The following is a 21,425-nucleotide window of genomic DNA, read 5'->3' as shown; positions in this document are numbered from 1 at the left end:
ACCATTTGCCCGAGGTCCGAGCCGTGACTGTCTATCTGCCGATCGCAGAACTGTCGGTGAATATTTTCATCATTCTCGGCATGGGCGCGGCCGTCGGTTTTCTGTCCGGCATGTTCGGCGTGGGCGGTGGCTTTCTGATCACCCCGCTGCTGATCTTCTACAATATTCCGCCCGTGGTCGCCGTCGCGACCGGCGCAAACCAGGTGGTTGCTTCCTCCGTCTCCGGGTCGATCACGCATTTCCGGCGTGGAACGCTTGATATCAAGCTCGGCACCGTGCTTCTTGTGGGTGGTCTGGTGGGCGCCACGGTCGGCGTGTGGATATTCTCCTTCCTGCGCAGCATCGGCCAGCTCGATCTCATCGTTTCACTGCTTTACGTCATCCTGCTCGGCACCGTCGGCACGCTGATGCTGAAGGAAAGCATTTCGGCGCTTCGCCGCGCCGCCCGCAATGAAACTGTGACGCTGCGCCGGCCGGGCCATCACAACTGGGTTCATCGCCTGCCGCTGAAAATGCGGTTCAAGAAATCCAAGATCTATCTCAGCATCATTCCCATCGTTGCGCTTGGCTTCGGCATCGGCATCCTCACCTCGATCATGGGTGTGGGCGGCGGCTTCATCATGGTGCCGGCGATGATCTATCTGCTACGCATCCCCACCAGCGTGGTTGTCGGCACCTCGCTGTTCCAGATCATCTTCGTGACCGCCTATACGACCGTCGTTCAGGCCGCAACCAACTATTCCGTCGATGTGGTGCTGGCCTTCATCCTGATGGTGGCTGGCGTCATCGGCGCGCAATATGGCGTACGCGTGGGCCAGAAACTGCGCGGCGAACAGCTCCGCGCGCTGCTCGCCCTTCTCGTCCTTGCCGTCGCGCTGCGCCTTGCCGTCTCGCTGGTGGTGCGGCCGGAAGACCTGTTTTCAGTGGCCGTGGGGGGGCTCGGCTATTGACCTTCCGCCCGCTGCTTGCCACTCTTCTTTTGTTGCCCTTCCTTGCCTTTGGCGAAACGGCCTCGGCGCAGACGCCGCCGCTTGCCCTGCCGCCCGGCCCGCAACAGCGGCCCTTGCAGGAAAATATCGAAATCGGCGCATCAACGACCGAAATTCCCATTGCGTCCGATTTTCGCGGGGCGGATTTCACCCTCTTCGGCGCGCTCAACAATACCGACCAGCTGCTTTTGGCCATCGGGCAATATGATATCGTCGTGACGCTGGAAGGGCCGAGCGACTATATGACCGTGCGCAAGAAGCAGCGTGTGGCTGGCATCTGGATCAATACCAGCGCCATTACCTTCACGCCGCTGCCGGAATCCTATTCCATGGCCAGCACGCGCAATATCAACGACGTCGCCTCGCCCGGAACGCTGCGCGCCATGGGGCTCGGCGTCGATCATCTGTCACTCAAAAGTGCCGTTTTCTCCGGCGTGCCCGACAATGTCTTCGATTTCCAGGAGGCCTATCGTCGGCTCAAGCTTTCGAGCGGCATCTATCGCAACGATACAACCGGGGTGCGGCTGGAACGCACCGGCCTGTTCTGGGCGACGCTGCGCCTGCCCGCCAACGTGCCGAACGGTGTGCACACCGCGCGCGCCTATCTTTTCAAGAGCGGCAAATTCATCGCCCAGCGCGAATTGAAGCTGCGTGTCGTCAAGACCGGCATGGAACAGGCGATCACCGATGCGGCGCATCAGACGCCGCTTGCCTATGGCGCGCTCTGCGTTCTCCTGGCGGTCGTGACGGGCTGGGGCGCCAGCATCATCTTCCGCAAGGACTGATCAGTTCCTCTCGCAAAAATCGGGCGCACGCTGCCCTTTCCGCCAAAGATAGCATTCGCTTCCGTCATCGGTTTGCGGTAAAATTCGAGACGTTACAACCACGCGCGCCGATCATGGCAATGAGCGCGGTTGCGACCGGGATGAAAAGGAGAAATGTCATGTTCAAGCACATTCTCATTCCCACCGATGGCTCGCCGCTGGCGCAGATCGCAATCGACCAAGGGTTCGCTCTCGCCAGAGAGGCAGGCGCAAAGGTGACCGTCGTGACGGTATCGGAACCCTTTCATGTAATTGCGAGCGACGTCGAAGACATTGCCGCCATTGCCGAAGAGGAATTCCACCGCTGCGAAGAGGCGGAGCATCTGCTGCGCGATACGCAGGCACATGCCGCCGCCATGGGGCTGGATTGCGAAGCCCTGCTGGCAAGGGCGGGACGGCCGGATGAGGCGATCATCGAAATCGCCGACAGGACCGGCTGCGACCTCATCGCCATGGCCTCGCATCGGCGCAGGAGTTTCATCGAGATGCTGCTTGGCAGCGTCACGGCAAAGGTGCTGAAGAACTCGAAGATACCGGTGCTGGTCTACCGCCAATAGGCGGGGCTGGACGAGATGCGCTCAGCCGAGCAGATTTGAAAACCGCACCGAATAGATGCGGTCCCTACCCATCAGATGCGCGACGAGTGCCGTGTGATCGAAGAGACCACGCATGGCCTTGTGGCGCAAATCCAGCCCGCCGCTCATGACCCCGAATGCCGGCATCAACAGCCGTGAACCATCGGTGGCGAAACAGGGCCGCCGCACCGTCTTTTCGCGGCGACGCACGGTGGCGGAAGGATGCAGGTGACCTGCAATTTCGCCGGCTGCCTCTCCCACTTTCGGCTCGTGGCGGAAGACGAGATTACCGTAAAACATCTCATCCACCGACGAGCCCGGCAAGTCGACCGTACCATCGGGATCGTGATTGCCGTTGATCCATATCCATTCGCGGCTGCGGGCCATCTCGCGAATGAGTTCACGCAGCGGCAGCGGCAGATGCTGCGAGCCAACGCGATCGTGGAAATTATCGCCGAGGCTGACGACGATCTTCGGATCGTAGCGGCTGACGAGCGAGGACAGGATTTTAAGCGTGGCAATGGTGTCGTAGGGCGGCAGCATGCGGCCGCGCCGGGCGAAAGCAGCCCCCTTCTCCAGATGCAGATCGGAGACGACGAGCAGTGACAGGTCCGGCAGGTAGAGCCCGCCCAAAGGATCGCACCAGGCGGCGACACCATGGATGGCGGTTTCGCTGCCGAGGCATTCGAAGCCATTTGAAAACCTGTCGCTCAATGTCAGCCGGCTCAGCACTTTTGTGGTCGTTCCTTCATTCCATTTTCATCGTTCAGGACATGGCTTCGGCGATCAGCTCGTCGGCAGCTTCGGCCAGCACATCGTCCATCGCCTCACCTGCCACCGTCTCGCGGCCGATTTCCAGCATCACCGGAACGGCGAGCGGCGAGACATGCTCCAGCGCGCGATGGGTGGTGTGGCCCTTGATTCGCTTCAGCATATCGCCAAGACGGCCAATGTCCAAAAGTCCCGCCGCCGCATCCCGCCGCGTCGCTTCCAGCAGGATATGATCCGGCTCATGGCTGCGAAGAACGTCATAAATAAGATCGGCGGAGACCGTGACCTGCCGGCCGGTCTTTTCCTTGCCCGGATGACGGCGCTCGATGAGGCCAGAGATGACTGCGCAATTGCGAAACGTGCGCTTCAGCATGAAGGACTCGTCCAGCCACGCCTCCAGATCGTCGCCCAGCATGTCCTCATCCAGTAGGTCCGCCAGCGACAGCCGGTTGGAATTCAACCGCATGCCGATATCCGCCATGGCCCAGATGGCGAGCGAATAATCGGTGGCGACGAAACCCATGGGTTTGGCGCCCGCGCGCTCCAGCCGCCGCGTCAGCAGCATGCCGAGCGTCTGGTGCGCCAGCCGTCCCTCGAAGGGATACATGACCATGAAGAAGCGCTTGCGGAACGGGAAGGTCTCCACCAGCAACTCGTCGCGCTTGGGAATGATCGACTTTTCCTTCTGGATTTCCAGCCAGTCGCGGACCTGATCCGGCAGCGCCTGCCAGCGAGCAGGATCGGCAAGCATGGAGCGCACCTGATCCGCCAAATAGGTGGAAAGCGGAAACTTGCCGCCAGCATAGGAGGGGATTTTCGGGTCCATGGAAAAGGCCTGCGACACCAGGCATTCGTTCTCGCGGATGCCCTCGAAGCGCAGCACCTTGCCTGCGAACAGGAACGTATCGCCCTGTACCAGCTGCTCGAGGAAATGTTCTTCCACCTTGCCGAGCGACATGCCGCCGCGCCCGACCGTGCCCTTGGCATTGCGCTTGACCATGCGGACGTTCAATTCCGCGGCCTCAACGATGGTGCCGAGGTTCAGGCGATATTGCTGGGCGACAGCCGGATTGGAAACGCGCCAGCGGCCATCTTTCATCTGGCGGATGCGGGCATAACGTTCATAGGTGCGCAGCGCATAACCGCCTGTCGCGGTGAAATCCACCACCCGATCGAAGGTGGCGCGCGGCAGGTCGGCATAGGGCGAGGCGCTGGTGACTTCGCAATAAAGTTCATCCGCATCGAAGGGTTCGGCGCAGGCCATGCCGAGCACATGCTGGGCCAGAACATCGAGCGCGCCTTCGGCAATCGGCGGCGTATCCTGCGCGCCGATGTAATTGGCATCCAGCGCTGCCCGGCACTCCATCACCTCGAAACGGTTGGCGGGAACGAGGATCGCCTTTGACGGCTCGTCCATGCGGTGATTGGAACGGCCGATGCGCTGGGCAAGGCGGCTCGCCCCTTTAGGCGCACCGACATGCACGACAAGGTCGACATCGCCCCAGTCTATGCCGAGATCAAGCGTCGAGGTGGCGACGACGGCGCGCAACTTGTTCTCCGCCATGGCCGCCTCCACCCTGCGGCGCTGGCCGGCATCCAGCGAGCCGTGATGCAGCGCAATCGGCAGATTGTCGTCATTGACGGTCCACAGTTCCTGGAAGACCCGTTCGGCCTGTGAGCGCGTGTTGACGAAGACCAGTGTCGTCTGATGCTGCTTCAACGCCTCGTATAAGTCCTTGCCGGCATAACGCGCGGAATGGCCGGACCACGGGATGCGTTCCTCCGTCTGCAAAATGGAAATATCAGGCTTTGCACCGCCTTCGACCGTGATGAGACCGGCAGGTGGCTCGCCTTGCCCCTGTGGCGCAAGATAACGGCGCAAATCCATCGGCTCCGCCACCGTGGCCGAAAGGCCGATGAAGCGCACGTCAGGAGCGTGCCGACGCACACGGGCAAGCGCCAGCGACAGCAGATGACCACGCTTGGAGGTGACGAGGGAATGCAGTTCGTCAAGAACCACATATTTCAGATCGCGGAAAAACCGCTCGGCTTCCTTGTTGGCCAAGAGCAGCGACACCTGCTCCGGTGTCGTCAGCAGAATATCGGGTGGCTTAACCTTCTGGCGCTGGCGTTTGGCCTGCGGCGTATCGCCCGTGCGGGTTTCGATCACAATCGGCAGGCCCATTTCGGAAACGGGTCTGGTGAGATTGCGCTCAATATCTACCGCAAGCGCCTTCAGAGGCGAGATATAGAGCGTGTGCACGCCGACAAAACCGGAGCCGGGCGGCACCTTGCCGCGCTCCGCCAGATCGGTGAGCGACGCCATGAAGCCGCCGAGCGTCTTGCCGGCCCCCGTTGGCGCGATCAGCAGCATGTTTTCCCCGCCCCGCGCCCGCGCCATCAGTTCCAGCTGATGGGCGCGCGGAGACCATCCCTTTTCTGCAAACCATTTCTGGAATGGAAGGGGCAAGGTGCCGACATGCGTGCCGGACGTGGGGGGCTCGATATGGTTCACCGCTTCAAGGTAGTGAAAAACCAGCGAAAAAGAAGAGCGCAATGCTTCCGCTTGACAGGAAAACAAAATCATGGATAAATAATATCCACGATACTGAAGCAACGGAACATGGGAAAGACCGATGAAACTCGGAGACGGCGTTGAACAGGCCATTCACAGTGTGGGCATGCTGGCGGGACTTTCCGAAGGCGGCGTGCTGTCGGCAGCGGCGCTCGCGGAATTCCACGGCGTTTCCACGAGCTATCTGCTGAAACACCTGCAATCGCTGTCAAACGCCGGCATAGCCGCCACCGTGCCGGGGCCGAAGGGCGGTTACCGTCTGGCCCGGGCAACCGACAAGATCACCCTGCTTGATATCGTGCTGGCGGTCGAGGGGCCGCAGCCTGCCTTCCGCTGCGCGGAAATTCGCCAGCGCGGGCCGAACCCCTTGCCGGGGCGTTATTTCACCAAGCCCTGCGGCATCAATGCCGCGATGCTGAAGGCAGAGAAGGTGTACCGCGCCGAACTTGCCAAAACCACAATCGCCGACATTCTGGGTGATCTTGCCGCCAATGACGATGGTGGAATTGCCGCCCGCGGCTGCGCCTTTCTTGACATGAACGAGCGCAAGACGACGACGCGCTGAACTCTAAATAGGACCCCGAACCACCAATCACGTTCCCGGACAGCCTTACCGCTTTCCGGACCGATGACGCATGACTTCAACCTATCCCAACCAATGGAGAGACGCATGAAAACCCGTGTCAACTATGCCAAGGCATCCCCCGAAGCCTTCAAGGCCGTCATGGCCCTGGAAAACTACGTCCAGAGCAGCGGCCTTGAGCGCCGTTTCGTTCACCTCATCAAGCTGCGCGCATCGATCATCAACGGCTGCGCTTTCTGTGTGGACATGCATGTGAAGGAAAGCCGCCATGACGGGCTTTCAGAGCAATGGATCAACCTGATGAGCGTGTGGCGGGAATCCCCTGTTTATACCGAGCAGGAACGGGCGCTGCTCGGGTGGGTGGATGCGGTGACGAAGATTGCCGAAACCGGCGCGCCGGATGACGCCTTCGAGACGCTGAGGGCGCATTTTTCCGATGAGGAGATCGTGAAGATCACGGTTGCCATCGGCGCGATCAACACCTGGAACCGCATCGCCGTCGGCTTCCGCTCACAGCATCCGGTCGAAGCCGCCGCGAAGGCAGCCTGAACCACCCTGACCGCAACGGCCGACCGCTACATGGCGATGTAGCGGTCGTTTCTGTGATTGACGGCAAGCGTGAGGTTCATGACCAGCGCGCCGAGAATGGAGCAGAGGATGACAAAAGGTGTGGCGACGAAGAAGGAGCAGCCGAGCACCATGCCATCAAAAGCGAGCTGGACGAGGCCGGCGCGCCAGCCGAAACGATCCTGAAGATAGAGCGCCAATATGCCGAAACCGCCGAGGCTGGTGCGGTGGCGAAACAGCGCCAGCATGCCGGCGGCGACCGTCAGTCCGCCGAAGAGTGCAGCGGCAATCGGGTTGATGCTCTCAAAGGCGAAAAAGCCCGGCATATATTCCGACAGCAGCGCCGTCGTGGCGATGGCGCAGAAGGTCTTCACCGTGAAGGCGAGGCCGAGACGGCGGAAGGCCAGATAATAAAACGGCAGGTTGGCAAGAAAAAACACCGCACCGAAGCTGAACCCACTGGCGTAATGCGCCAGAAACGCAAGACCCACCACACCGCCGGTGAGAAGGCCTGCGGCGGAAAACAGCGTGACACCGAGTGAAATCAGCATGCTGCCCGCCAGAATAGCCTGTGCATCTTCCAGCAGCGAGTGACGATCGGGCGCTGATGTCCAAAGATTCAATCGCCTGCGCGCACTGGTATCGTCCATGCATCTTCCCCTGACTTGCCCGATCTGGCTCGACCTTGTCCAGCTATTGCGCCCAAGCCCGACAAATTTCAAGCGGTCAGGCTTAACGCACGACGATGTATCTGTCCAAGCGGTGGTTGATGGCGAGGAATATGTTGAGGACGAAAGCGCCGACAATCGAATAGGCAACGGTTGCGGGATCGATGACGAGGAAGGCGCACAGCATGACGCAGGCATCAAAGGCCAACTGGATGAGACCGGCGCGGATGCCGAAACGATCCTGAATATAGATGGCCAGAATGCCGATGCCGCCGAGGCTGGCGCGGTGGCGATAAAGCGCCAGCAATCCGTAACCCAGAAGCAGACCACCGAGCAGCGCCGCCCAGAGCGGGTGGATGCTGTCGATGACCATCCAGCGCGCTTCCACTTCCGTCAGCACCGAAACTAGGCCGATGGCGATGAAGGTCTTGAATGAAAAGGCGAGACCGAGGCGGCGGAACGACAGATAATAGAAGGGCAGGTTGACGAGGAAGAACATCAGGCCAAAGCTGATGCCGAAGGCATAATGAAGGAGAAAGGCGACGCCAGCCGTGCCGCCGGTCAAAAGACCGACCTTGGCCAAGAGATAAAAGCCGAGCGCCGAGACGATGGCACCGGTGACGATGCCCTGCACGTCTTCCACCGGCGCATGTCTGGCCGGATCGGAACTCCACATGCCGTAAACGCTTCTCGTTGTGCTCACGCTTTTTCCCTCAGGTTTCCGGCACATTTTGCACTGCAAAAAACACCTGATCAAGATGGATACGTAAGCAAGCCTGACCTATCGTAAAAAAGGCAAGAAACGGAATGTTCAGGCTTTGGCGCGGGCAAGAAAGAGAATGCCGGAAAGGGGTTTTCCGGCATCCTTGCGAATGGTGGTTTTGCGGATTTCCATGGGGGAAAAGCCCGACCGTTCAAGGAGATCGATCACATAGCTCTTGGAGTGCGCGTAACGAAGGGATTCCCGCAGGACGAAACCTTGCTCATCGCCCCCATCCTCCACCGAGAAGGCGAAAAAGCCTGATGGTTTGAGCAGGGCGGAAACGAGCGGCATGACGGTTTCAAGACTGCCGAGATACATCATCACATCGGCAGCGGCGACGAGATCGGCGCGGTGCTGCGTGAGTACCGGGGTAAAGAGCCCCGAAGCCTCCGCTTCGAGCGAAAGATCCGCCTGGCCGAGATGGTCGTAAAGACCCTTTTCATCGGCCTTGGCAAGCATGTTCTGGGAGATATCAAAACCCTCGAGCCGTTTTGCCAGAGAGCGGATTTCGATGCCGAGGAGACCGGTGCCGCAACCGATATCGATAATGGTGTCGAAGGCGCCGCCTTTCGCCGCCTTGGCGATCAGCTCCGCCAGTTTCTGCGGCACGCTGTAATCCAGCTTCTCGACAAGCGAGGTTTCAAAACGATCGGCGTAATCGTCGAACAACCCTTCCACGTAGCGGCTCGGCGGTTGTTCGGGTGTTTCCGCGGCGCCGAGAACCGCTAGCTTCAGTTCGGCTGCAAACAGCCCTTCCCTATCCAGTTCGGCGACTTTCTCGTAAGCCGCCACCGCCCTTGCAGTCTCCCCCGCCTTTTCGTGATACTCCCCGAAACGAAACCATCCCGCCGTCCACCGTGGTGCAAGTTCAAGCGCCTGTTCCATAAGTTCGGCGGCGGCGGGATAATCACCGCTCTCCGCCAACATGCGGGCATAGTCCGCCCGGCGGTCGGCAATGACGTCACCGGAAGAAAACTGGTTTGGGGCCATCAATTATTTCCTGAGAAGATGCCGGCTGTCATTTATCAAGCCATAAAAAAACTCAAGTCCTATTTCATGGCCCCTGCGTGGAATTGGCTGATATGGCGCGATATAGTGCGTGAAAACTTGCATCGAAGCGGTGCGCCCCATATGTCAGGACAAAACAGGAGACTTGCTGATGGCCGGTGAGGTCAACAAAATGCTGGGTGATACGGTGGCCCGCACCGTGGTGAAGCTGCTCGTGGTTTCATTGCTCGTCGGCTTTCTGATGGCGATCTTCGGATTGACGCCATGGAACATTATCTACAGCGCACGCGATTTCGTGGTCGATCTGTGGCGCAGCGGTTTCCATGCGCTGGGCGCGATCGGCGACTATCTGATCCTCGGGGCCACGATCGTCATTCCCGTTTTCATCATCCTGCGCCTTTTGAGCTACCGCCGCTGACATGACCGATACATCACTTCAGACGCTCACCCGGCGCGGCTTCGTGCTGATTTCCGCCGGCTCCGTCCTTTCCGCCTGCGTTTCCATGCCCACGAACAAGGGTCTGCCGTCAGGCACCCGCGACGAGACGGCAGCGGCGCTTCCCATGGTCAACGATCTGCGCCGTTCGAAGGGGCTTTCGCCACTCGCCATCAATGGTGCGGCAAGCGGTGCAGCCGCCTATCAGGCCGGCCGCATGGTCAAGGCGCAGAAGATGGCGCATCTGATCGGCCTGACCGACAGTTTCCTCATCCGCATGAAAGACGGCAAGGTGCCGCTTCCGGCGGCGGAAAACGTCGCGGCGGGACAGGACAGCGTGGAACGCGTGGTCAAGGCCTGGATCGGCTCACAGCACCATCTCGAAAACATGCTCGGGCCTTATAATGGCCTCGGCGTCGCGGTTGCCTATGATGCCGCCAGCCGCAACCGGCCCTATTGGGCGATGGTGCTCTGCGCCTGAATTCAGGGGCGGGGGATCACCCCGCTCCTTCGCTCTTCAGCCGAGCTTACGGTCAGCCCAGCGGTCCACCGCGCTGTCGCGCAGGTCACGGATGGTCTCCACGCCCTCGCGGGCGACCAGCTTCGACAGGCCCTTGACGATGGCCGAAGGCAGGCCCGGACCTTCATAGACCATGCAGGAATAGAGCTGCACGAGATCGGCCCCTGCCCGCACCTTTTCCAAAGCCGTTTCCGCAGATGAAACACCACCAACGCCGATGAGCGGCAGATTGGCGCCGACGCGACGGCGCATCTTGGCGAGAACCGTGGTGGAAAGCTCAAAGAGCGGCTTGCCCGACAGCCCACCTGCCTCGCCCTTGTGCGGACCCGGTCGCAGGCCTTCGCGAGAGAGCGTGGTGTTGGAGACGATCAGGCCGTCGAGATCGTGGGCGAGCGCCTCTTCGGCAACATCGTCCAGTCCTTCCTCAGTCAGATCGGGCGCGATCTTGAGAAAGATCGGGATGCGTTTGCCGAGGCGCTCAGTCTCCGCCTTGCGGCGTTCCAGCACGGCCGTAAGAAGAGCGGCAAGGCTTTCACGCGCCTGCAGGTCACGCAGACCCGGCGTGTTGGGCGAAGAAATATTGACGGTGAAATAGGATGCGACCGCATAAAACGCCTCGATGCCCTGCACATAATCGGCGATGCGGTCTTCGCTATCCTTGTTGGCGCCGATATTAACACCGACGATGCCGCGCAGACGCGCCTGTTTCAGACGCTCCAGCGCTGCGGCATGGCCTTCATTGTTGAAGCCGAGACGGTTGATGACGCCCTCATCCTCGACCAGGCGGAAAATGCGTGGCTTGGGATTGCCGGATTGCGCCCGCGGCGTGACGGTGCCGATTTCGGTGAAGCCGAAACCGAGCCTCAGAAGCGGCCCCGGTACTTCCGCATTCTTGTCGTAGCCCGCCGCCATGCCGAGCGGATTGGGGAAGACAAGGCCCGCCACCGTCTGCTGCAGGCGCGGATCATGCGGCACCATGCAGGTGGGCAGGAAGCCGCTCTTCAGCGCCGCAACGGAGAGCCCGTGCGCCTTTTCCGGATCGATGAGAAACAGGCCCTTGCGGCCGACAGAGGAAAATAATCCGCTCATCACAAAATCTCCGGGAACTGGTGCTGGCCATCATGATCAAGCGAGAGCGGCGTTTCCCAAAGGACCGCGCTGAAGGGAAGCGGGGCGTAAAGATGCGGGAAAAGATCACCGCCCCTGGACGGTTCATAAACCAGCTTGTCGCCAAGCGCTGCACCGTCGACCGCGATCAGAAGCAAATCCACCTGGCCGGAAAAATGCCGCGCAGCGGTCTCTGCCACCTGCTCTGCCGTCGAAAAATGAATGAAGCCGTCGGTCAGGTCGATCGCCGCACCTTCGAACATGCCTTTTGCCCTGGCTACACTCCACAACGTCTCCGGCACGATTTTATAGATGATCGCGGGCGTTTCCTGCATAGGGCTCTCCAAGGCTTTCCACTCAGCGGGATTTGCCGCAAAGCTCGAAGATTGTCCACAGTTTCCACGGCATTTTTATTGCGGAGACCTTCAAAGGCCGGCTGTCCACAAGCTTTTTCTTGTAATACGCAAGCGATTGGCGCAACCTTGAGCGGAGGAGCCGGACGCATTTCGACCACGGCAAAAGAGTACACCAGACCTGCGAAAGAACCGCATAACGTCCTTGGGAGGGGGCCAGAATGTCGGAACTTGTCATTATCATTGCAGATGACCACCCGCTTTTTCGCGGTGCTCTGAAGCAGGCCGTAGCCGGTCTCGACGGGCAACAGACCATCATCGAGGCCGGGGATTTCGAGGCTGCCCGACGTGCAGCCGCAGGGCGCAACGACGCCGATCTCTTGCTTCTCGATCTTGCCATGCCGGGGGTCAGCGGATTTTCAGGCCTGATGGCGCTGAGAGCGGAATTTTCCAGCCTGCCGATCGTCATCGTTTCGGCAACGGATGATGCGACCACCGTTCGCCGGTCGATCGAACTCGGCGCTTCCGGTTTCATTTCCAAATCCTCTGGTATTGACGATATCAGGGACGGCATCCGTGCCGTTCTGGAAGGCGATGTCTGGATACCGTCGGGCCATCAGGGCGAGAAGGAACAGGATCCTGACGTGACCGATCTGATCGGCCGGCTCAGAACGCTGACGCCACAGCAAAGCCGGGTTCTGGGCATGCTGGCCGAAGGGCTGCTGAACAAGCAGATCGCCTATGAGCTCAATGTTTCCGAAGCCACCATCAAGGCGCATGTCTCGGCTATTCTGCTGAAGCTCAAGGTCGACAGCCGCACGCAGGCGGTCATCCAGCTCGCCAAGATAAATACATCGGCGATGGTGGCCTAGGACAAGGATTTTATTCCTTTCCTTTCTTTACTCCTGACCGGATTTGGTCTAGATTCTGGTCATTAAACGACAGGAGCTTTCCGCTATCGGCTCCACTTGCGGGCTTTCTATCATGCTGTCACACGAGACGATCTGGAGCGCCATCGACACGCTTGCCGAACGCCATCAGCTGACGCCTTCGGCATTGGCGAAGCGTGCCGGCCTCGATCCCACATCGTTCAATAAATCGAAACGCTTCGGGCCGGATGGCCGCAAACGCTGGCCCTCGACCGAATCCGTCTCCAAGGTGCTGGAAGCGACGGGCGCAAGTGTCGACCAGTTTTTCGGTTATGCTTTCGGCAGGGCGCAGACAATGCAGCCTTCCGGTGCCGACAACGCCATTCCCCTGCTCGGTTTTGCGCAGGCCGGTTCCGGCGGTTTTTTCGATGATGGCGGTTTTCCGGCGGGTCAGGGCTGGGATGTGGTGGAGTTTCCCTCGTCTCCCGAGCGCAAACAGGGCGTCTACGCCCTGGAAGTGCAGGGCGAGAGCATGATGCCGCTTTACCGCGATGGCGACATTCTCATCGTGGAGCCGGGCGCGCAGGTGCGGCGCGGCGACCGCGTGGTGCTGAAAAGCCGCGATGGCGAAGTGATGGCCAAGGTGCTGGCGCGGCAAAGCCCTAAAAACATCGAGCTTCTTTCGCTCAACCCCGAACACCCCAATCGCAGCTTCGACATGGCGGATGTGGAGTGGATCGCGCGCATCATCTGGGCCAGCCAATAGGGGCGCAATTGCGGACAGAGGTTTCCGCAATATCGCCCCGAGTACGCGCTGAGAATATTTCTTTACAGGCCGAGTGTCCTTGCCGCGGCATCGACCGTCATGATCTTCGCACCGCCGGACGCCGCCCTGCGGACGAGGCCCTGAAATCTGTCTTCCGGGCAACCGTAAAAGCTTGGTGTCTGTGAAACATCATGGGTGAAGATGATGAGCCAGCCGCCTTTTTGCAAAACATCCTCAAGCCAGTGATCGGCAGCATCGAGGTAATTCTGATCCGCACGCAACTCGACTGCGGCAAGATTATGCGGGTCGACGCGGCCTCGGTTGATGCCAGGCATAATCCCGCGTGTGGTCCTGAACCGACGCCGGAGAACGGGCTGCATGAGAGGCGACGCCATACCGAAAGGAACGGAGAAATTCCGCCCATTGCCGTGTTCATCGAACGATCCAAGCACGCTGTCATTGCGGTCGAGATCCAGCTCAAGACTCTGTCTTGAAAAGCCCGAAAGCTTACGATGAGAAAAAGTGTGGCAACCAAGCTCATGGCCGGCGGCGGCCAACGCAGCGCAGCCTTTCGCTGTAATCATCTGCTGCTTGCCATCGTATTTGTCGATGAACACACCGGCAATGTAAAACGTTCCGCAAACGCCCTCACTTTGCAGGATGCGCGCGCCATTCGTCCAGGCGGTTGCCGGCACATCGTCGAATGTGAAGGACACGATCGGTTCGGATGTTTCGATCCGCACCGCCGGCCCCGGAAAATACCGCACCAGCCGGTTATTGATCCGGTCTGCAAAAGTCCCGATTTTTTGCGTCATACAAAGCCCCCCGGCCTGTCTGCAAATTACTGCCCCTGTTCAAGTATGTCGTGGGCCTGATGCCTCAAACAATAGACCGCGATCAGCAGAGAAGACCAAATAGGCCCGGTTCCGGTAAAGAAATTACTCTCAAGACACGAAGAAAGCAGCGCATACACCCAAATTCGTGCAAAAAGTCGGGTTAGTCCCGGGTCCGTACCCTTGCCCACCGCCGTGTGGAAATCATTTGCGGGTATGATGACCAGCCATATGACGGTGAGAATGAAGGCCGGCAGGCCGCCATTCAGCAGGCTTTCGACATAACCATTATGGGCATGAAAGGCCGTGACCGCCCAGGTTCCGGCAATATCAGCCTGCGATAGAAGGCGGTCGCTCGTCCAGAATGCCTGGAACCCCTGCCCGAAAATCGGCGATTGCGCGAAGGTGTCGAAGGACAGGCGCCATATGTCCGTCCGGCCGGTGAATGTGGAATCGATCCCCAGACTTTCGACAAAATTCTGTATACTCGGGAAATAGGTGGAGCCGACGGCGACGATGTTGAGAAAGGCCAGAAGACCGCCGATCATCAGCAAGGTCCGGTGAGCATGCCTTTCCATGACCCAGACCAGCGCCAGGGTGACGGGCAAAAGCATGGCCGCTGTTTTTCCGTTGGTCTTCCAGAGAAAGAACCCGGCCAGCAAGGTGATCACGATGCCGCCCAGCATCGACCAGGAATTGCGCAGGTAAAGCCCAATCATGAAAAGAATGATCATGGCCGGGGCGGCGGCGTTCTTGTGATTGAAAATGCCGCGCCAGTCACCCGCAAGCGCCTTTTCGTCAAGGTCAAAGGGCTGATGGACCGAGCGCGACCGCAGGAAGATCACTCCCAGATAACAGAGCGCCAAGAGAATGAGGGCGAAGATGGCCATCATCCGGTCGAACTGCCGCCGGTCCCGTGGCATGACGACGAGAACGCTGGTGATGAAACATAAAAGTGCGGTGAAGACCAGGCGCTGCAGCGAGGTACCGGGTTGGGTGCCTATCACGGAGCAGATCGCCAGCCAGAAAAACAATAGCAGAATGGGCAGGCGCGGCCTCAGCAAAAGCCCCGTTAGCCGATGGCGCAGTGCGAAAACAGCCAGGATCAGCGCAATCACGAGGCCGGTCAGCTGGTTTGCGGCGGCGCGCGGCACAGGCGGCGCCGCGAGATTTTCGAAGGGCGCCACGGAAATCCAGATATAAAGCATGGTGGCGACGAAAAAAAACGCGTCGCGCCGGCCGCCGGCAAGGGATATGGCGCTGTCTTGCGCAGCGATGGGCTGTGTATCAGCCAAACGCGGCATGGTCGCGTGCACCGGAACTGGACGATCGGATCATGGGCCTGCCTTGTGACGAACAACGAAACCCTTCTGAAAGAGGGCCATGTCCAAATAACCATAAACAGTCATTATCGTCATTATTATGTAATTGCTTTAACCCTCTCTTACCTCAAGGAGGATAAGACAGGATAAACTGCAATCCATTCGGGTTGCGGGCTTTCATAATATTGGCTGGTTGCGGCTTTTTCAGTTCGCGGATTTTTTAGAAAACAAGCGCAGTCATTGTTGGATTTATCCGGCAATGCCGGAAACATGGAGAATGAGGTGTCGTTCAACACGCCGCGATTCGGCCATCTAGTCAGACTGGGATTGACCTATATGGCGTCCGGCGGGGCGCTTCTGATGTCCAGCGCCGCCCAGCTCCTGACCTTCGCGCTGCTTGCCCGCCATCTCGGCGTCGAACAATTCGCGCTTTACGCCTCGATCACGGCCGTCACCAATCTCGGCGTGCAGATCTGCGGCATCGGCTCGCAGGAATCGCTGATCCGCCGCGTCGCGCAGGATCGCAGCATGTTCCCCGTCATGCTCGGCCACAGCTATCTCTTGAGTGCTGCGACCGGCGTGGTGCTGACAATCATCGGCATGGTGACGATCCCGGTGTTTTTCCCGACCTCGGAAACATTGCTGCACACGCTGATCACCACCTTCCTGATCCTGTTCACCAACCTCGTTCTCCTGAAGGTCATCTCGCTTTCCACGCAGAGTTTCATCGCCCATTCCAACTTCGCTTCGGCCAACAAGCTGGAAGTGATGTTCGCCGTCGCCCGCACCATTGCCGCGGTGGTCGCCTGCCTTATCTTCAAGGTGGAAACGGTTGAGGCCTGGGCGCTGTGGAACCTCGCCGCCCACACCGTTGCGGCCGTGATTTCCGTCAAGGCGATCGGCAGGCTCGGCCGTCCGGTTTTCCGGATCGTGCGCGAGGAAATCCGCATCGGCATCCTGTTTTCCACCCAGTTCCTGTTCAAGGCCGTGCGCGGTAATGCCGATATTCTCGTTCTCGGCGCCATTGCCAGCGCCGAGGTGCTGGGCAGCTATTCGATCGCCCGGCGCATTCTCGACAGTTCCTATCTTTCCGTCGAGGCGCTCAACCGGCTGATCTATCCGGGCTCCGCCTCCGCCGCCCTGCAGGGCATCACCAAGACCATAGGGCGCGCTTATAATGTGCTAAAGGCAGCGCTTTTCATCGCAACCGGCAGCGCCCTGGTGATCTTCATCATCGCCCCTTTCCTGCCGCTGCTGTTCGGCGACGAATATGTCTCTCTGCCCATCATCACCCGCGTGCTTTGCTGGGTGGTTCTGCCGATGGCCGTTGCCGCCACCGCACTCGAGGCACTCGGCGCCTCCGGGAGGCAGGATATTCGCGCGAAGATATGGAACAGCGGTAATCTCATCGGGTCCGTCATCGTCGCCTTCTTCACCTGGTCCTTCAGCATTTCGGGAACGATCGGCAGCTATTTCCTGGTGGAAACCGCCATCGCCGCCGCCGTATGGATCGCGCTCCTACGTTTGCGGCGCGATGAACAGGTTTTCGTGCCAGCCAAATAAGGACTGTCGCGACGGTCGATCAGGATTTCTAATAAAGCCCGTAAGGGAAATAACGCCGGTAAATCTCTTCCAGCCGACCATTTCGCGAAAGGGCGGCCAGCGCCTGATCGAAAGCCGGCACCAGTACATTATCCGGATCGACCGCCATGATGGACAGGCCTTCGCCGAGAAACCGGTCGGACATATAAGGACCGCCGAAGAGCGCGCAGCAGCTTTCGGAAGCACCTCCAGAAACCCAGAAAGGCAGGCGCAGACCGTCGGCGAAGATGGCGTCCACCTTGCCTGTCTTCAACGCCTCATACATGGGCTCATAGCCATCGAACCCTTCGACCCTGGCTTTTGGAAAAAACGCTTTCAGCATCTGTTCGTGCCGCGAATTGCCAACCACACCCACCTTCTTTCCCGAAAGCGCATCCGCGCCGGAGCCGGTGAATTTTGCCGCCTTGTTCACCGCAAGCCGGGCGGGCATTAGCAGATAGGGCCGCGAGAAGGTGAAGCTCTTGCGCAGATCAGCCGTGGTGGCGAGACCGGAAATCACCGCTTCGCCCTCGCCCATTTCGAGCGCCGCTTCCAGCTCGTCGAAGGGCAGCGCCTGCACCTGGCATTTGCTTTCCACCTTCAGCTGGGCGCAGATTTCCCGCACCAGATCGACATGGAAGCCCGCAAGCCTGCCCTCCTGATCGGTGAAATTGAATGGTGGGAAATCCACCGACATCAGAAACCTGATGCGGGGCACGGAGGAAAGATCGCCACCCGGAAACCGCTCCTGCGCGTCGAATAGCACCGGCATGCGGTTTCCATCCGACAGACCCTCGGCCTGAGCTTCACTAAAGTAACCAACAAATTGTAAAGCGAACGCTAAAGTAAAATAGAGACCTACATTCCGCGTTACATTCTTTATTCTCATCTATACTATCCGTGACAGGAAATAGGCGTTACCATGACGGCGGCGGCGATGCATGGATTGTTTCAGGCAATATACACGAGATTCGTTTTGCACGACGCCGGCAGAAGGAAAAATTGCATTTTCCCATATCGATGAAAATCCGAACCGGGCCTCTCCCGAACAGGGCCGGACCGGACAGGACCGATTTCTCCGTTCACTGGGATTGGACACGTCGCATATCGCGGCATTCGAACAGCGGGCGCTGGAGAACGGCTCGACGATTGACGAGGAATTATTGATAAGCGGCCTCGTCACGTCGGAGGTGTATTTCAGCGCCTTCGCCGAATATCTGCGATTGCCGTTTCTCCTGGAAATCGCGTCGGAACGGGTAGCTAATTTAGATAATCTCGATCTTCAACTCACAGAGCCGAGGTTTCTGCGGCTGATCCCACAGGACGGCAAAATGGGATTGCTGATCGTGCCGGAGCTGGCGCGGATGGATCTCCTGAAAAACATATTGGATGAGCGTCCGCGTCTTTTTGACGAACTTGCCGTGACCACCCCGTGGGCCATGCGCGACGCGATCTGGAAAGCCGGCGAGGTCCGTCGCCTGGCGGAGACCCGGCAGCGGCTTTTCAACGCCGCGCCCCAGCATTCCGCCAGAATCACGCTGCATGGCCAGCAGGGCTTTTATGGCGGCGTCCTCGCCACCCTGCTCGTCCTTTCGCTGCTGACTTATTCTGAAATAGCCCTGGCCTGGCTTCACGCCACCCTGTCGATGCTCTACCTCAACACCCTGCTGTTCCGGCTCTTTGCCCTCATCCATACACCCCGGGAAACCGACGTGGAAACGGCCTTGTCTCTTCGGCACGAAAACGAACTGCCGGTTTATACAATTCTGGTGGCGCTTTACCGCGAAGAGGCTGTCATCGAGCAGCTCGTCAGTGCTTTGGAGCGTCTGGACTGGCCCCGCTCGCGGCTCGATATCAAGCTTGTCTGCGAGGCCGACGACCGGGCGACAATCGAAGCGATCAGGCGGATAAATCCCGGTCCGCACATGGAGATCGTCCAGGTGCCGCCTTCCGAGCCGCGCACCAAACCCAAAGCCCTCACCTACGCACTTTCCGGTGCGCGCGGTACATTTGTTGTCGTTTATGATGCCGAGGACCGGCCCCATCCGCAGCAATTGCGCGAAGCCTATGCCGCCTTTCGCAGCCAGCCGGAAAATATGGCCTGCCTGCAAGCGCCGCTCGTCATCAGCAACGCCTCTTCTTCCTGGCTGAGCACCTGTTTCGCACTGGAATACGCAGGCCTGTTCCGCTGCATGCTGCCGGCCCTCGCCAGCCATGGGCTGCCGCTGCCGCTTGGCGGCACCTCCAATCATTTCCGGACTGCCGCGTTGCGGCGAGCCGGCGCCTGGGATCCCTACAATGTCACTGAGGATGCCGATCTTGGCCTTAGGTTGCATCGGCTCGGCTATCGCTGCGGCGTCATCCGGCGACAGACACTGGAAGATGCACCGACATCGCTGGCCGTGTGGCTGAACCAGCGAACGCGCTGGTTCAAGGGCTGGCTGCAAAGCTGGCTGGTGATGACCCGTACACCCTTTGCAACCGCGCGTACCATGGGATGGTTTGCCTATATGGCCTTTCAGCTGCTGATCGGCGGCATGCTTCTATCGTCGCTGACGCATCCCTTGCTCTTCGTTTCCCTGGTATTCATGGCCATGGCCATCCGGGAAAACGGTATCGATCTGCTCTTCACATGGCAGGGGGCGCTGTTTTTTATCGATGCGCTGAATATCGTCGGAAGTTACACGATCTTCGTATTGATGGGCCGCAGCAGAATGATAGCTTATGAAAGGCGGCAGGTCGGAAGGCGATGGCTGTCGATGCCCTTATATTGGCTGATGCTATCCGTCGCGGCCTGGCGGGCTGTGGTGGAGCTTAAAACCAGACCTTTCGTCTGGAACAAGACGCCGCACGAACCGGTCGCCAAAGGCAAGACCTGAAGCGCATTCGCGACAGCAGCCAAACGGCATAACGCATCCTTCGGGCAGCACACAAGGCATCCCGCCGTTTCAGCCGATGATAACCGAACACGAAGCCCGTTCGAACTTCGCGTTGCCACTGCCATCAATGCGTGTAACATCAACCCTCCTTGCCGAACGAAGCTCTTCCTCCGGCAAGGTCCGTCATTTTATCTGAAGGCGGCTCAATCGCCTATTTGGCCACGAGTTTGTTCTTGATCAGGCCGACGATGATCTGGACGATCAGACCGCCGACACCGCCGCCAACGAGCTGGCCGGCAAGAGCGCCGATATCCACGCCGCCGGCGGCCGCAGTCCCCGCAGTGCCGAGCAGCGAGCCCAGCACGGTTCCGCCGCCGATCCCGCCAATGGCGCCGGCGATCAGATTCCCGAGCGAGCCAAGATCGGAATCCTTCAGTATCTTTCCACCAGCCGTGCCGCCCACCGCACCGCCGACGATTTGGGCCAATATCGAAGTAAGATCCATGCCATCCTCCTCAGTCGTTTCCCCGACTATTCGGGGAAACAAAGCCTCTTATTCACGTCGTCGCGGGCTGAACCGAGCCGGGATGGTCGGCCTTTTCTTCCTCGCCAAAAATTTTCCAGACCACGGCGCCAATGGCACCGCCGAGAATTGGAGCAAGCCAGAACAACCAGAGCTGCTGCAGCGCCCACCCGCCAACGAACAGGGCCTGCCCGGTGGAGCGGGCCGGATTGACGGATGTGTTGGTGACCGGAATGGAAATCAGATGAATAAGGGTGAGTGCAAGACCGATGGCGACAGGTGCGAAACCGACAGGCACCCTGCCATGCGTCGACCCCAATATGACAATCAGGAAAAACGCTGTCAGGATGATCTCGATCAGCAGCGCCGACAGGAGAGAATATCCGCCCGGCGAATGCTCACCATAACCATTGGCGGCAAAGCCACCGATTTCGGCGCCCGCCTTGCCGGTGAGAATGACATAAAGCGCCGCAGCCGCAACGACCGCCCCCAGAACCTGCGCCACGATATAAGGCACGAGGTTCGCCACCGGGAATTTGCCGGCAACGGTGAGGCCGACGGAAACCGCCGGATTGAAGTGACCGCCGGAAATGCCGCCAACCGCATAGGCCATGGTCAGAACCGTCAAGCCAAAAGCGAAAGCCACACCAAGGAAGCCGATGCCGAGTTCAGGGAAAGCGGCGGCAAAAAGCGCACTGCCGCAACCTCCGAAGACGAGCCAAAAAGTACCCAAAAATTCCGAAAGAAACTTGCGACTCATAACACTTACCCCTCATGTTACGACCGCATCAACTATTACGTGCAATTTAATCGTAGTCAAGCTAAATTGCATATACACTCGGAGAGCGGCTTGATCACGAACCTGGCCACAGGCAGCGCACTCCTCTTATGCCATTCAATATGCTGACAAATA

General features: G+C 59.3%; 23 protein-coding genes. 11 read left to right on the top strand and 12 right to left on the bottom strand.

The window, feature by feature from the left end; genetic code table 11:
- Positions 1-23: 23 nt before the first annotated feature.
- The 3 genes from NYR50_RS00700 to NYR50_RS00690 all read left to right on the top strand — a co-directional run bounded on the left by NYR50_RS00700 (position 24) and on the right by NYR50_RS00690 (position 2,370).
- Entirely contained in the window at positions 24-950 is a 927-nt protein-coding gene (locus NYR50_RS00700) for a sulfite exporter TauE/SafE family protein (RefSeq protein ID WP_006313297.1), read from the top strand.
- Positions 947-1,774, top strand: a complete 828-nt coding sequence (locus NYR50_RS00695) for a TIGR02186 family protein (RefSeq protein WP_418136463.1) — start codon at positions 947-949, stop codon at positions 1,772-1,774. The genes NYR50_RS00700 and NYR50_RS00695 overlap by 4 nt, the downstream gene beginning before the upstream one ends.
- Positions 1,775-1,932: 158 nt before the next feature.
- Positions 1,933-2,370 carry a universal stress protein gene (locus tag NYR50_RS00690; RefSeq protein WP_006313302.1) on the top strand — a complete coding sequence of 146 codons (438 nt, stop codon included), beginning with the start codon at positions 1,933-1,935 and terminating at the stop codon, positions 2,368-2,370.
- 21 nt (positions 2,371-2,391) lie between these two features.
- On the opposite strand, the gene pdeM is transcribed toward NYR50_RS00690, so the two are convergent.
- Together pdeM and NYR50_RS00680 are read right to left on the bottom strand one after the other, a co-directional pair.
- The gene (gene pdeM / locus NYR50_RS00685) at positions 2,392-3,120 is read right to left on the bottom strand and encodes a ligase-associated DNA damage response endonuclease PdeM (protein ID WP_174019817.1); all 729 of its coding nucleotides are present in this window, start codon (positions 3,118-3,120) and stop codon (positions 2,392-2,394) included.
- A 34-nt stretch (positions 3,121-3,154) separates the two neighbouring features.
- Complete coding sequence (locus tag NYR50_RS00680; protein WP_418136462.1) at positions 3,155-5,746, bottom strand: ligase-associated DNA damage response DEXH box helicase; 2,592 nt, start codon at positions 5,744-5,746, stop codon at positions 3,155-3,157.
- A gap of 49 nt (positions 5,747-5,795) precedes the next feature.
- On the opposite strand from NYR50_RS00680, the gene NYR50_RS00675 reads away from it, so the two are divergent.
- On the top strand, positions 5,796-6,299 hold the full coding sequence (locus tag NYR50_RS00675; protein WP_418136461.1) for an RrF2 family transcriptional regulator: 504 nt from the start codon (positions 5,796-5,798) through the stop codon (positions 6,297-6,299).
- Positions 6,300-6,404: 105 nt separating this feature from the next.
- On the top strand, positions 6,405-6,866 hold the full coding sequence (locus tag NYR50_RS00670; protein ID WP_418136460.1) for a carboxymuconolactone decarboxylase family protein: 462 nt from the start codon (positions 6,405-6,407) through the stop codon (positions 6,864-6,866).
- 26 nt (positions 6,867-6,892) lie between these two features.
- Here the strand turns inward: NYR50_RS00670 and NYR50_RS00665 are convergent, their stop codons facing one another.
- The 3 genes from NYR50_RS00665 to NYR50_RS00655 form a co-directional block, all read right to left on the bottom strand.
- The gene (locus NYR50_RS00665; RefSeq protein ID WP_010970934.1) at positions 6,893-7,534 is read right to left on the bottom strand and encodes a YitT family protein; all 642 of its coding nucleotides are present in this window, start codon (positions 7,532-7,534) and stop codon (positions 6,893-6,895) included.
- 82 nt (positions 7,535-7,616) lie between these two features.
- On the bottom strand, positions 7,617-8,228 hold the full coding sequence (locus NYR50_RS00660; protein ID WP_418137316.1) for a YitT family protein: 612 nt from the start codon (positions 8,226-8,228) through the stop codon (positions 7,617-7,619).
- A gap of 135 nt (positions 8,229-8,363) precedes the next feature.
- Positions 8,364-9,305, bottom strand: coding sequence for a methyltransferase domain-containing protein (locus NYR50_RS00655; protein ID WP_418136459.1), 942 nt, complete (start codon positions 9,303-9,305; stop codon positions 8,364-8,366).
- Positions 9,306-9,474: 169 nt separating this feature from the next.
- Between NYR50_RS00655 and NYR50_RS00650 the strand changes: the two genes are divergently transcribed.
- Both NYR50_RS00650 and NYR50_RS00645 read left to right on the top strand, forming a co-directional pair.
- Positions 9,475-9,741, top strand: coding sequence for a DUF6460 domain-containing protein (locus NYR50_RS00650; RefSeq protein ID WP_046800527.1), 267 nt, complete (start codon positions 9,475-9,477; stop codon positions 9,739-9,741).
- Position 9,742: 1 nt separating this feature from the next.
- Entirely contained in the window at positions 9,743-10,240 is a 498-nt protein-coding gene (locus NYR50_RS00645; protein WP_174007101.1) for a CAP domain-containing protein, read from the top strand.
- Positions 10,241-10,276: 36 nt separating this feature from the next.
- Here the strand turns inward: NYR50_RS00645 and NYR50_RS00640 are convergent, their stop codons facing one another.
- Entirely contained in the window at positions 10,277-11,368 is a 1,092-nt protein-coding gene (locus NYR50_RS00640) for a quinone-dependent dihydroorotate dehydrogenase (protein WP_418136458.1), read from the bottom strand.
- A complete protein-coding gene (locus NYR50_RS00635) occupies positions 11,368-11,721 on the bottom strand; it encodes a DUF952 domain-containing protein (RefSeq protein ID WP_418136457.1) in 354 nt (117 codons plus the stop codon). Before NYR50_RS00635 ends, NYR50_RS00640 begins: the two co-directional genes overlap by 1 nt.
- A gap of 239 nt (positions 11,722-11,960) precedes the next feature.
- Here NYR50_RS00635 and NYR50_RS00630 point away from each other — a divergent pair, with 239 nt between their 5' ends.
- A complete protein-coding gene (locus NYR50_RS00630; protein ID WP_418136456.1) occupies positions 11,961-12,611 on the top strand; it encodes a response regulator in 651 nt (216 codons plus the stop codon).
- A gap of 112 nt (positions 12,612-12,723) precedes the next feature.
- Positions 12,724-13,374 (top strand): S24 family peptidase, encoded by a 651-nt coding sequence (locus NYR50_RS00625; protein WP_006313323.1) that lies wholly within the window; start codon positions 12,724-12,726, stop codon positions 13,372-13,374.
- 62 nt (positions 13,375-13,436) lie between these two features.
- On the opposite strand, the gene NYR50_RS00620 is transcribed toward NYR50_RS00625, so the two are convergent.
- Both NYR50_RS00620 and uppY read right to left on the bottom strand, forming a co-directional pair.
- Positions 13,437-14,189, bottom strand: coding sequence for a polysaccharide deacetylase family protein (locus NYR50_RS00620; protein WP_418136455.1), 753 nt, complete (start codon positions 14,187-14,189; stop codon positions 13,437-13,439).
- A gap of 26 nt (positions 14,190-14,215) precedes the next feature.
- Entirely contained in the window at positions 14,216-15,511 is a 1,296-nt protein-coding gene (gene uppY / locus NYR50_RS00615; protein ID WP_418136454.1) for a Wzy-type polysaccharide biosynthesis protein UppY, read from the bottom strand.
- Between the two features lie 288 nt (positions 15,512-15,799).
- Here uppY and uppX point away from each other — a divergent pair, with 288 nt between their 5' ends.
- Positions 15,800-17,092: a Wzx-type polysaccharide biosynthesis protein UppX gene (uppX, locus tag NYR50_RS00610; RefSeq protein WP_418136453.1), complete on the top strand. Its 1,293-nt coding sequence runs from the start codon at positions 15,800-15,802 to the stop codon at positions 17,090-17,092.
- A gap of 28 nt (positions 17,093-17,120) precedes the next feature.
- Here the strand turns inward: uppX and NYR50_RS00605 are convergent, their stop codons facing one another.
- Complete coding sequence (locus NYR50_RS00605) at positions 17,121-17,882, bottom strand: transporter substrate-binding domain-containing protein (RefSeq protein ID WP_174007080.1); 762 nt, start codon at positions 17,880-17,882, stop codon at positions 17,121-17,123.
- A 169-nt stretch (positions 17,883-18,051) separates the two neighbouring features.
- On the opposite strand from NYR50_RS00605, the gene NYR50_RS00600 reads away from it, so the two are divergent.
- Positions 18,052-19,989: a glycosyltransferase family 2 protein gene (locus NYR50_RS00600; RefSeq protein WP_418136452.1), complete on the top strand. Its 1,938-nt coding sequence runs from the start codon at positions 18,052-18,054 to the stop codon at positions 19,987-19,989.
- Between the two features lie 211 nt (positions 19,990-20,200).
- Here NYR50_RS00600 and NYR50_RS00595 read toward each other — a convergent pair whose 3' ends face one another.
- Both NYR50_RS00595 and aqpZ read right to left on the bottom strand, forming a co-directional pair.
- Positions 20,201-20,494, bottom strand: coding sequence for a hypothetical protein (locus NYR50_RS00595; protein WP_035215513.1), 294 nt, complete (start codon positions 20,492-20,494; stop codon positions 20,201-20,203).
- A gap of 52 nt (positions 20,495-20,546) precedes the next feature.
- Entirely contained in the window at positions 20,547-21,272 is a 726-nt protein-coding gene (gene aqpZ / locus NYR50_RS00590) for an aquaporin Z (protein WP_418136451.1), read from the bottom strand.
- Positions 21,273-21,425: the final 153 nt, after the last annotated feature.

This window comes from Agrobacterium sp. El2ro-1b, assembly GCF_048298475.1.
GTDB lineage: Bacteria > Pseudomonadota > Alphaproteobacteria > Rhizobiales > Rhizobiaceae > Agrobacterium > Agrobacterium fabrum.
The sequence above is the reverse complement of the archived record's forward strand: the minus strand, read 5'-3'. Positions and strand labels throughout refer to the sequence as shown.

What these genes read in the sequence shown, in the direction of transcription:
- uppY (WP_418136454.1), bottom strand. Translation starts at nt 15,511, where the DNA reads ATGCCGCGTTTGGCTGATACACAGCCCATCGCTGCGCAAGACAGCGCC.
- NYR50_RS00630 (WP_418136456.1), top strand. Translation starts at nt 11,961, where the DNA reads ATGTCGGAACTTGTCATTATCATTGCAGATGACCACCCGCTTTTTCGC.
- NYR50_RS00600 (WP_418136452.1), top strand. Translation starts at nt 18,052, where the DNA reads ATGGATTGTTTCAGGCAATATACACGAGATTCGTTTTGCACGACGCCG.
- NYR50_RS00595 (WP_035215513.1), bottom strand. Translation starts at nt 20,494, where the DNA reads ATGGATCTTACTTCGATATTGGCCCAAATCGTCGGCGGTGCGGTGGGC.
- NYR50_RS00665 (WP_010970934.1), bottom strand. Translation starts at nt 7,534, where the DNA reads ATGGACGATACCAGTGCGCGCAGGCGATTGAATCTTTGGACATCAGCG.
- NYR50_RS00680 (WP_418136462.1), bottom strand. Translation starts at nt 5,746, where the DNA reads ATGATTTTGTTTTCCTGTCAAGCGGAAGCATTGCGCTCTTCTTTTTCG.
- NYR50_RS00660 (WP_418137316.1), bottom strand. Translation starts at nt 8,228, where the DNA reads ATGTGGAGTTCCGATCCGGCCAGACATGCGCCGGTGGAAGACGTGCAG.
- NYR50_RS00675 (WP_418136461.1), top strand. Translation starts at nt 5,796, where the DNA reads ATGAAACTCGGAGACGGCGTTGAACAGGCCATTCACAGTGTGGGCATG.
- NYR50_RS00635 (WP_418136457.1), bottom strand. Translation starts at nt 11,721, where the DNA reads ATGCAGGAAACGCCCGCGATCATCTATAAAATCGTGCCGGAGACGTTG.
- NYR50_RS00605 (WP_174007080.1), bottom strand. Translation starts at nt 17,882, where the DNA reads ATGCCGGTGCTATTCGACGCGCAGGAGCGGTTTCCGGGTGGCGATCTT.
- NYR50_RS00690 (WP_006313302.1), top strand. Translation starts at nt 1,933, where the DNA reads ATGTTCAAGCACATTCTCATTCCCACCGATGGCTCGCCGCTGGCGCAG.
- NYR50_RS00640 (WP_418136458.1), bottom strand. Translation starts at nt 11,368, where the DNA reads ATGAGCGGATTATTTTCCTCTGTCGGCCGCAAGGGCCTGTTTCTCATC.
- aqpZ (WP_418136451.1), bottom strand. Translation starts at nt 21,272, where the DNA reads ATGAGTCGCAAGTTTCTTTCGGAATTTTTGGGTACTTTTTGGCTCGTC.
- NYR50_RS00645 (WP_174007101.1), top strand. Translation starts at nt 9,743, where the DNA reads ATGACCGATACATCACTTCAGACGCTCACCCGGCGCGGCTTCGTGCTG.
- NYR50_RS00620 (WP_418136455.1), bottom strand. Translation starts at nt 14,189, where the DNA reads ATGACGCAAAAAATCGGGACTTTTGCAGACCGGATCAATAACCGGCTG.
- NYR50_RS00625 (WP_006313323.1), top strand. Translation starts at nt 12,724, where the DNA reads ATGCTGTCACACGAGACGATCTGGAGCGCCATCGACACGCTTGCCGAA.
- uppX (WP_418136453.1), top strand. Translation starts at nt 15,800, where the DNA reads ATGGAGAATGAGGTGTCGTTCAACACGCCGCGATTCGGCCATCTAGTC.
- NYR50_RS00670 (WP_418136460.1), top strand. Translation starts at nt 6,405, where the DNA reads ATGAAAACCCGTGTCAACTATGCCAAGGCATCCCCCGAAGCCTTCAAG.
- NYR50_RS00655 (WP_418136459.1), bottom strand. Translation starts at nt 9,305, where the DNA reads ATGGCCCCAAACCAGTTTTCTTCCGGTGACGTCATTGCCGACCGCCGG.
- NYR50_RS00650 (WP_046800527.1), top strand. Translation starts at nt 9,475, where the DNA reads ATGGCCGGTGAGGTCAACAAAATGCTGGGTGATACGGTGGCCCGCACC.